7 protein-coding genes and 1 tRNA gene are annotated in these 9,792 nt (G+C 63.1%); 1 reads left to right on the forward strand and 7 read right to left on the reverse strand.

Going from position 1 to position 9,792, the window contains the following annotated elements:
• Nucleotides 1–608: 608 nt before the first annotated feature.
• The 7 genes from ABZ624_RS35570 to ABZ624_RS35600 form a co-directional block, all read right to left on the reverse strand.
• Nucleotides 609–690, reverse strand: a tRNA-Leu gene (locus ABZ624_RS35570).
• Nucleotides 691–1,104: 414 nt separating this feature from the next.
• Nucleotides 1,105–1,488: a DUF6009 family protein gene (locus tag ABZ624_RS35575; RefSeq protein ID WP_360098522.1), complete on the reverse strand. Its 384-nt coding sequence runs from the start codon at nt 1,486–1,488 to the stop codon at nt 1,105–1,107.
• 196 nt (nt 1,489–1,684) lie between these two features.
• The gene (locus ABZ624_RS35580; RefSeq protein WP_360098524.1) at nt 1,685–3,214 is read right to left on the reverse strand and encodes a phage/plasmid primase, P4 family; all 1,530 of its coding nucleotides are present in this window, start codon (nt 3,212–3,214) and stop codon (nt 1,685–1,687) included.
• Nucleotides 3,211–4,293 (reverse strand): bifunctional DNA primase/polymerase, encoded by a 1,083-nt coding sequence (locus ABZ624_RS35585; protein WP_360098526.1) that lies wholly within the window; start codon nt 4,291–4,293, stop codon nt 3,211–3,213. The genes ABZ624_RS35580 and ABZ624_RS35585 overlap by 4 nt, the downstream gene beginning before the upstream one ends.
• 791 nt (nt 4,294–5,084) lie before the next feature.
• Nucleotides 5,085–6,395, reverse strand: a complete 1,311-nt coding sequence (locus tag ABZ624_RS35590; RefSeq protein WP_360098528.1) for a hypothetical protein — start codon at nt 6,393–6,395, stop codon at nt 5,085–5,087.
• Between the two features lie 75 nt (nt 6,396–6,470).
• The gene (locus tag ABZ624_RS35595) at nt 6,471–6,665 is read right to left on the reverse strand and encodes a hypothetical protein (protein ID WP_360098530.1); all 195 of its coding nucleotides are present in this window, start codon (nt 6,663–6,665) and stop codon (nt 6,471–6,473) included.
• A gap of 463 nt (nt 6,666–7,128) precedes the next feature.
• Complete coding sequence (locus ABZ624_RS35600) at nt 7,129–8,220, reverse strand: ParA family protein (RefSeq protein WP_360098532.1); 1,092 nt, start codon at nt 8,218–8,220, stop codon at nt 7,129–7,131.
• 554 nt (nt 8,221–8,774) lie between these two features.
• On the opposite strand from ABZ624_RS35600, the gene ABZ624_RS35605 reads away from it, so the two are divergent.
• Nucleotides 8,775–9,086, forward strand: coding sequence for a chaplin (locus ABZ624_RS35605; protein ID WP_360098538.1), 312 nt, complete (start codon nt 8,775–8,777; stop codon nt 9,084–9,086).
• Nucleotides 9,087–9,792 lie beyond the last annotated feature (706 nt).

The following is a 9,792-nucleotide window of genomic DNA, read 5'->3' on the forward strand; positions in this document are numbered from 1 at the left end:
GACCGAAGCCACCGTGGGGCGTGTGACCGTACCTGACAGCTGGGCGATTTCCCCTGCCGTGAGGCCTGGTCGGCGGTCAGGACCCCGGTGTGATCTGCTCTCCAAGGTGTCTCCCCCTCAACTCCGATGGAAAATTGGGCAGACATCAACCTACCGTCCAGGCGCACACCTAAGGGCCGAGACCCACTGGATTACGCGACAAGTTCACCGTATCGGGTACAACATGTCTTGAGTAGCGGCGATTCTTGTGTTCGCGCTCAACGACACACCGGCCCCCTTCCATCACAATCGGACAAGCCGACCACATGGCTGACCATCTAAGCCAACCGCATCTTTTAAGCTATTTTTTTACCTTTGGTTTCGGGGTGTTGTTGTCCTGAGGGAGCGTGCCCAGCCACCGGCTGGACTATGTCCCGAATGAAGGATGGGTGACCACCGGTAATTGCACAGGTCAGTAGCCAGTCCAGGCGCACACAGAGGTACGCCGCAGGGGAAGAAAGATCAGGCCACCAGCCGCGCCAGAGTCCACCGCTCGCTTCTCTGGATGGCTAAGCCTCACCAAGAAAAGAGAAGCCCGCTGGGGCAATCGATCAGTAGATGCAATGGAGTAGGAGTGGAGGGACTCGAACCCTCACGCCATAAGGCACCGGAGTTTGAATCCGGCGCGTCTGCCAGTTCCGCCACACTCCCCCGGGGTTCGGCTAGCCTACGCTTGCTCCAGAGGTCAGCCGAGCAATATATCCGAGCTGCGCCACATTATCACAAGCGTCCGAGAAAGAGGGGCGACAGCTGCCGTAGCGTGAGGCTACCTTTCTTGAAACTCGAACCAATGGCTAACACGTCAAGAGATGGTCCCTCACAGAACTCGGCGCGTGGTAGAGCGCAATGAAGCACTGTCAGGAGCACGAGGAACGGTTTGCGTGCGCGGTCGCGCATGGGCGGTGCTGAAAGAGCCCGCGTAGTGCGAGCGGGTAAACGGCATGGCGCCTTCCCCAGCCCTGCCGCCCCAAGGCCAGGGCCTCAGGTCCGCCATGGTGTCCGACACTGACGCCGGCTAGCGCCGACACCGCCACCGTGAGCCTTCAGCCGATGGCGCAGCTCACCTCACGGGGTGACAGACGCTATGGCCGCGGGCCCACTCTGGGACCGAGGCGTCTTCGCGCCCGGCTTCTTAGGCTCGATGGTGCGGGGGTCGACAGCTTCTCCTGGGGCACCTTCGCGGTACAGGCCGTGGGGCAGGCTGTCGCGGTCGTGCGGAAGCAGAAAGAAAACACGACGCTTGTAGAGCCCGCTGTCGGGGTCAGGTTCAGCCTGATCGTCGAGCTGGGCGTAGCCGACCATGCGGCCGTCTCGCTCGTAGGGTGGTCTGGTGTTGCGTCGCTTGGTTTTATCGAGGGCCTGGCGGACGTAGTCCAAGCCATCGAGGTTCTCCAGCCAGACCACGCGTGCCTCGTGGGTGAGATCGCCCTCGGTCAACAGCGAGCTCATGGCTGCAGCCCCTCCTTGGTTAGCGTGTGGCCGTGCCAGTCCTGGTGTGTACGCGCGGTGGTACTCACACACCGGCTGATGTCTGACGGCGATGTCAGGGCCGCCGTAAGCGGGGGCCTGGTGTTCATCCTAGAGGTGCCTTCGGCGGAGGTGTAGGCCGAGCGGTGCGGTGTCCGCCATACTGAACGGTATGTAGTCATTCGTTCACTACCAACGCGATGTTGGGATAATACTTACGGCCGTTGGACTTGATCATGTCGGTTGGTGAGGCGAGGCCGACTTCCTGGCGGACTCGGGTGGCGAAGGCACGCGGGCTGGCGGGGCGGATGCCTTCGCCCGCACTGCACCACGAGCTGTAGGCCGTATAGAGAAGACCCTGTTCGACGCGGAGGTCCGGCTGGGTGTCGGTATCGCGAGTACAGCATTCCGCCATGAAACGGCCGATGTGGTCTTCGGTATTGGCGTAGGCCGTGGTGGCGATACGGACGCGGTCGGGTCCCTCTAGGGGGTCGCGGGTGGTGAGATAGCGGCGCGCTCCTTCGATCAGCCACTGCAGGATGCCGGGACCTTCGTCACGGACGAGTTCGAAGGCGAGGTTGTCGATTTTACGTTCGTCGGGAACGACACGCTCGAAAGGCAGCAGTCGGATGCGGCGCCAGAAGGCGAAGCCTCCTGTGGACACCTCTGGCCGATGGTTACCCAGTAGCCAGAGGTGGTGAGTGGGGGTGAAGGAGAAGTAATCCTGCCGCATCCGGCGGGCCTTGATCTTGTCTCCGCCGGTCAGGAGTCGGACACGGGCTTCGTCGAACTTGTCGTTGGGCTTGAGCTCGCTGCATACGATCAGCCGGCGACCGTGGAGTTCGGTGAGTTCGGTGGAGTGCTCGGAGAAGGCGCCGCGGTCCATGAGGAAGCCGGGCGGAGCCGCATCCGCGTAATCGCCCAGGATCTGAATCATCGTATCGAGCAGGACCGATTTTCCGTTCTTGCCCTGCCCGTGGAGGAACGGAAGGACCTGCGCGCCGACATCACCCGTGACCGAGTAGCCCAGGAGGAGGTGCAGGAAATCGATCATCTCCCGCCCTTCGGCTTCCTCACCGAACGTGTCGGCCAGGAAGCGGTGCCAACGGGGGGTCTCCATCTTTTCAGGGGCGACGCTGGTGGCACGGGAGTGGAAGTCGCGGGTTGGGTCGGGTTTCCGTAGCTGGCCAGTGTGCAGATTGACGACACCTGCGGGAGTGCACAGGGCGTATGGGTCGCCGTCGAGGGTGTCGGGGTCAACTGAGAGGTCTGGGGATGCCTTGGCCTGAACCAGGAGCGCCTTCATGCCGGTGGTGGACAGAGTGCGCTTCTTGTGGAGCAACAGCTCTCGATCGCTGAACAGACCACGCGGGTCGCTTTCGGGCATACCCTCAGCCATCTCACCGGCTGCCCAGAGCGCGGCCTTCTCTCCTCCGGTCCGCTTCCAGCGGTAGCCGTCCCATGCAAACCAGCCGAGGCCTTCGACATGGCGGAACTGGTCACGGTACAGCTTGATGAACAGCCGGGCGTTGCCGCGGTCAGTGAGAGATGGCGGAAGTTCACCGTCCGACTGCCAGCTCGCGGGGAGTGCAGCGGGTGAAGCCTGGGCAGGCAGCAAGGCGGCGGATCGTTCCGCGGCCTGGAAGTCGAGCATCTGCTGAGCGGCAGCATGTGCGTCGAAGCGCGGTGTGCTCTCGGCGCTGCTCATGAACGTCCTTCGAGATGGAACGGGCGGGCGGCCCCCGCAGAAAGGCCGTCTTCCATGATCTTTTCGTTGCGGACGGTCTGCCGGGGGCGAGCTCGGTTGGCGGCTTCGAGCAGGAGGTCGCGAGCTAGGACCTCGTCGAGGTGGCCAGCAGCCACAAGTCCTCCTGCGGTATAGGCGGCCCGGTTCAGCTTCTCAGTGAAGCCAGCACCTTCAGGCACCGTCTCACACTGCGTGACTTCCGAGATAAGCACGGAGAGTGCGCGGTGCGCCGCGCCAGGCTTACGGGGACGACGACCGTGAGCCACCACACCGGACTGCTGTGGTGACCGGGGGGCTATGACGTGGCCAGTGCGGACAAGTTCCGTCCGCAGCCACTTCGGCAGGGGAGCCGGTATCCGGGTGGGGCCCTCGGGTTGGTAAGTCCCGTGGCTGGTGCGCGTGGTGGGAGCAATGATGTAGCCACCATCGGCCCGGACGTCGACCTGCCAGGCGAGAGCAACCTTGGTACTTGAACCAGTTGAGCAACGGAACCGGACAGCAGGGTCAGGGTTTCGATACCAGACGTGCAGACCACCCGAAGGCGTGCGCACACGCAGGGTGGTGTCGTCATTCGCGGGATCCGGCTCCTGCCGGAAGGCGGCCAGCAGGGCGAGTGTGTCGAATCCCGACGCAAGGCCGGTGAGATTCACCGCGTCTGGGATAGGGATGCCTGGGAGCAAACGCCTGCGGTCCGGCACTGGCGCCGGGTGCGCATCGATGTCAATGACGACAAGGTCTGCCGGACCGCAGGCAACCCCCACACCTGAGGCAGGGGTGTCGGTCCACCAGCTGTCGATGTACTGCGGGTCGGTGGTAGCCGCGTGGAAGCCGTGGCAGGGCCGTCCCACGGAGAGACAAGGACACGTCTTCGGGTCGTGACGCCGGTCCTTGCAGTCGGGACAGTTTGCCGCCGGCGTTTTGCGGCCGGGAGCCAGGGGATGAACGGGCCAGCCCTGGGCCGCACACCAGCGAGCTACGGCGTGCGGTGTCGTAGGCCTTGCCCGGGGGGCAGGCGTACGGGTGTCACCGAGGCGCGCCACTGAGTCGTCCTTGTCTGGTTCTTATCTGTTCGGTCCCTGGGGAAAGCACCAGGCCACAAGGATGAATGATGCTATCTCAGGGACCGAAGGGACTGTGTTTTCGAAGAGAGTCTAGGGCCGCGTGGGCGCAGGACTGTGGTAGCTCCCGCACGTATCCGTTTCTATCAGCTCCGCTAGTCCCTTGAGTCCCTTCGATCCCTATGGCGGGGCTTGTTTCTTCCCAAAGGACACTGTTTGTACCAATTTAGGAGCGACTCAAGGGACTCAGCCTGCTCAGGGGATGCAGCCTGGTGCGGGCGCGGGGGTCCCTGCCGGACAGGGACGGAAAGGGACTCAGGGACTGAAGCACATGGTCGCTGCAGCTCGCTTCTGGGCGTGTCAGAAAGGCCGACTCCTCAAAGACGCCTGCCCCTGGGAGTCAGGGACCGACGCTCGCGTCAGTCCCTGACCCTTGAGTCCCTGAGAGTCTTTGCAGGTCAGAGCCATAGAGGCGGCCTCGCAAGGGACTGGAGGGACCGAGATCCCTAATTATGTACTGAACCTGATGCAGGGGGCATGCGCGTGCGCGCGTACGTATCCATGCTCTGGTGCCGTAATAATTAGAGAAAACAGTCCCTTCAGTCCCTAGAGAAGGACTTGGGGGGACGGTGGGCAGTCGGCTCGCGGGCAGGCCTCAGTGTGGATGGAGCAGGACGCCGTCTCCGGCGAACAGGGGCCAACCAGGGTCTGCGCTGCCCGGGAGCGACTGCGGAGTCAGCCATCGAAGAAGTAGAAGCTCTTGTGACGGGCTCCTACTCGTAACTAGTCTCCAGACTCCGGCTCCAGAACTCCTCGAAGGCAGGTTGTTCCGACTGGAGAGCCTGCAGGTACGTGGCTAGGCAAGCGCTGATGATCTCGAACGGTTGAGTCTTCAGGTCGGGCATGGTCTTAAGGATGTCCATCATGCGGCTGACCCGCTGGTTGACCCGGATGCGCAGAGGGCACTGTGCGCGCGGCTTCTTCAAAGATGCGACGGTGGGGTCAGCGAAGATGTAGTCCCGATAAGACAGGCCGTCATGGGCCAGTTCCCAGATGATGTCCCGGTCAGTCTCCAGAGCATGCACGTTGGTGCCCTGGGGGTTGAGAGCTCCAAGCGCCCGTTCGAGGACTGCGTCGATGTAGTGGGCGGGCGTGAACCGCGGTGTCGGAAGGTTCACTGCCCTCATTACGGCCTTGTCGACAGTGATTCTGTCGGCGAGCTCTTGGGCAGTGAGTCCATAGAGCTGGATGTTACGTTTCTGATAGGCCTCCTTCCCTGACTGGGCAAGGGTGTACGACTCCAAGAGCGAGGCATAGCAGGGCGCTTTGGACAGCAGCTCCTTGAGCCGTTCCTCTCGACGAGACCGAGTTTGGGCGTTTTCGAACGCATGGCTAGCTGCCCGCCTTGGGCAGCGTGCAGGGCCCGCTGAGCCAGCAGATGTGGTGCTCCAGGGCCGGGTCTCGTGGGTCCCCGTGGCGTTGGTCCGGACTGCAGGGCTGACGCTGGTCGGAGCGGCGCTTCGCCTGCTGGTAGCGGTGATGTCACCAGCTGTGGGCATGGTGTTCGGCTGCCACTCGGTGTCCTGCGAGGTAAGAGCTTTCAGCGGCTTGGATGTACTGACAGCCGGTGCCGCAGGTGCTGAGAAGGGCTGTTGTGCAGCAGGCGGATCGACTTTTGCCAAGGCGGCTGGCTCGGCGCTGAGTGAGGTGGAGCTGCTCAGAGAAGGCAAGACTGAGCCTGCGGGGGGTTCTTCGCGCCTCTCTCGGCTCTGATCGGGGGTTGTGACCGTGGAGTCCACGGATCCGCTCGGCTCATGACGCAAGGCGGCAGGTGGCTGGGCATGGTCTTGCGTGGGCAGGAAGGGTGCCGTCACCGACTCCATCGCCCCGGCGGCGGGTTGTTTCGAAGTGAAAGAAGCGAGGTCCAGTGGCGGAAGCTCATCATCCACGTCGCCGCCGAGTCCTTCCAGGTCAACCGTCGGCATCAGAAAATGCTTGGGGGATGCCTTGGCAGCAGCGTTCTTCTTCGGAGTGCCCTTGGGTGTGACCTTCGAGCGCGTTCCTTGTGAGCGGCTTGCAGTCATGTGGCTCTGCCTTCTTTCTGGGTTCGACCCAGCCATTCGTAGTTTTGCGGCACCCGGAGGAGCTGGGTATGGCTTTCATGCGGCTGTCGGCAGGGGCTCGGGAGGCTTGGCTGGCAGCCGGCCCACGATGAACCCGAGTTGCTGAAGCTGCTGGGGGACGCCCTGGTCCTCGCCGGGGGACGGGATGTCCCCTGGGCGCTGGCCATGGCTGCCGACGGCCCTGGCCAGCTGAGCGCCCTGCTGGTCCCCCGGCCAGGAGCTGGTCCCCATCCCTGGCATCGTGGCCAACCGGGCTTCCGGCAGTTACCGAGGCGCGGGCAAGCCCAACGCCTGGGACGCGCGGTGATCGCCGACCGGGTGGGCATGCGGCGCGGCTAGTAGCCGATCGGGTTCGGCGACGACGCGAGCACCGAGCTGAAGCTGCTGACCGAGTGCCGCGTCGGCCTTTCCGACGACCGCACCCGCACCACCAACTGGCACAGGGTCTGCTGAACAACCTGTTCCCGGCTCTCGAAACGCGCCCTGGACATGGGGCAGCACCGGAGCATTGCTGCTGTTGACGGGCTACCAGACCCCTCGGCGACGCGGCGCACCGGCCGTGCCTGCCTGACGCCCCTGCGCCCGGCCCTTGGCTCCGCCCAAGGCCCCTCGCAGCGAAGGCCGCTGGGGCCGCCGAGCGGCAGCACACCGCCGTCTACCAACTCACTCCCAAAGTCACTGCAGCGACTCGACGTCAGCAATGGGAAGCCTCATCGCCATGCAGCTCCTGGTTTCGCTGCCGGACCAGTTGAATCACTTGGGTGGCCACGCTGATGTAATCGCCGGCGAGATCGAGCGCACGCTTTGGATCGGCGTAGCGTCCGTTCTCGTCGCGCGGCCTGTCTACGGGCTTGCCAGTGTCGCTTTCGAGGAGCTGTCCCGCTGCGGCAAGGGCAAACTCACCTGCAGGCATACCATAGTTGCGAGCCAGATTGGCTGTGGTCGCCCCGTCGCGAATGAAGGCGCTCACCAACACCTCTCGGCTGATGTGCGCCCGGTCCAACAGAATGCCGATCTTCTCGCGAAGATTCGTGAGTTGACTGGTGGGCTGGTCGTTGACTCTGCGGTAGCCGAGGAAGACGAGCGAGACGATCGCCACCTCATGGTTGAGACGCCTGATCTGACGTACGAGAGTGGCTAGGGTACCGAGGCCCTCGATCACCGCGTTGTCTGAGCCCTTCATCGGTGCAATGAGGTGGGTGCAGGCGGCCAGACCCATCCGTTGGATCATTTTGTCGCCCGGAGAGAAGTCGAGCAAGATCCAGCGGTATCGGTGCGAGATCTGTGCCAGGAGGGCCGCCAGCAGTAGGTAAGACGTGATTCCGTACTTGTCGGAAAGCTTGGTTACGGATGACGGGATGTCAGCGTTGTGACACCCGGATACGACCATGTCGAGGTAGGGGCGTACACCCTGAACGACTTTGAGGCCCTTGTCTTCAGTCAAAGCTTCAAAGAAACCGAGTCCATCATCGTCGAACTCGCTGCCTCGGATGCCGAGATTGAGTCGCCCGTTGCCGTTGCTGTCGAGCTCGATGTAGAGGATGGGCTTGGTCGGCTTTCCCTGTCTGCCCTTCTCCTTCTCAGCCTCGGCCAGAACGTACGCCAGGTTGGTGGTGACGGTTGTTTTGCCTTCGCCACCCTTGCCGATCGTAGCCCCAATGACGTTCCGAAGCCGGGGACGCAGCTGCCTCACCAGAGCGTCGATGTCCTCCGGGTCGGACATGTCCGAGAAAGTCTTGATGACGTTGAGGCGACTTGACAAACCGTCAAGATCAACTAGATCCATGAGGTATCCGTTCTGACTGGGTCTTGTCGATTTACATCTCCGTATGCCGGTGAGGCCACTTGATGAACCCTTAATAGGTAAGCCTCTCCTGACGCCGTGTGGAGACTACACGGTGCCAGGAAGGGTCGGCACACTTTCCGGGCCGTGTCGCGTGTCAGACGTTCACGCCTTAATTTCCGTCCCGGACGCGCCGAACCATCTGGATGAGCGAGTAAGTGAGTGAAGTGTGTGAACTTGTGAAACTGCAGGTCAGCCGGTACTTTGAGTCCATTGCGCAGGGATTCCATGTTGGATGGGTAGGCGCCGCGCGGCCCATGCAGGTAATGGGGCGGCGAATGGAGTGATCAGGTAATGGCGGCTGCTACGGACCGCTGATGTCAATCGGATTGACGTCAGCGTCATAATCAGATTGCGAGGGACTCTTTCACTGCAGGCTGCTGCGACCACCAGCCGTGACATGGCACGGGGTGCTCTTACGGCGTCTTGAGTGGCAATGACACGCAGCCTGCTAGCAAGCGTCCAACCAGACATGGGAGACATACACCGTGCGCAAGATGACGAAGGCGGCCGTCTTAGGGGCCGTCACTACTTCACTGGCCCTGACCAGTGCGTTGGGTGCCGCAGCAGCCAACGCTGCCGACAACCCGGCCGTGAATATTCCTATTCTGTCGAACAATCTGGTCCAGGTGCCGGTGAACATTCCGATCAACGTGTGCGGCACTACCGTCAGCATTCTAGGCTTGGCGCCTTTGACGTCTAGCGGTGTGAGTACCTGTGTGCCTTCGCCACCTGTGGCCCCCCCGGCTGTGACTCCGCCGACCGTGCCGGCACCACCAGCGATTCCCGAAGTCCCTGTTGAACTGTAGGGATCTTCGAAAGATCCGCTGGTACTTCCCAATGGAAAGTGCCTTGCGGCCTCGGGACGGTCTTGGCGGGGCCGTTCCGAGACCGTGCTGATGGCGCTGACTGGGCACCGAGGCCTTCGTCAGGCAGCACCTAACGTTCTCCGCGAGCTCTACGCGGATTTACCCGACGGCCGCACACCAGGGCGTCGTCTTCCCGAGTGGCGGCACCACCGGCTCGCCAGAAGTGGCGGTCTATACGGGCGGTGAATGGCCGGCGATGCGCCGGTGGTTCGGGCACTGTCCTGCCCGCCGCAGACCTGCGCGCAGGTCTGCGGGGCAAAACTCGTTCATGCCGACGAGGTCTGCTCCGGCTTCGTCTTCACCCACGCCCCCTCGGAATCGCGCGGCCGGTCCCCACCGTCCAGCTGCCCATCGCAGGGTCGACACCGCTCGACTTCACCGTCGCTGCCCTGCGCGACCTCTCCGCCACCGTCATCGCCGCCCCGCCCACCGCCTTGTGCAGGCTCGCCGCCATCTTTGCCGACTCGGGCGCCGGTGAGTCCGACACGCGGGTCGATGAGGTCTTCACCAGCGACAAGGTGGTCGAGCTGATCGAACCGGAGACCTTGCTACGACGCGTGCTATGGGTGGAGCGTCGGTTTCCGCGCCGCCCTGGCCGTGCGGGGGCATGCGTACGTGGTCGGCATCCGTGGTGATCTGACCGTCC

The organism is Streptomyces sp. NPDC007205 (assembly GCF_040634095.1).
Classification (GTDB): Bacteria; Actinomycetota; Actinomycetes; order Streptomycetales; family Streptomycetaceae; genus Streptomyces.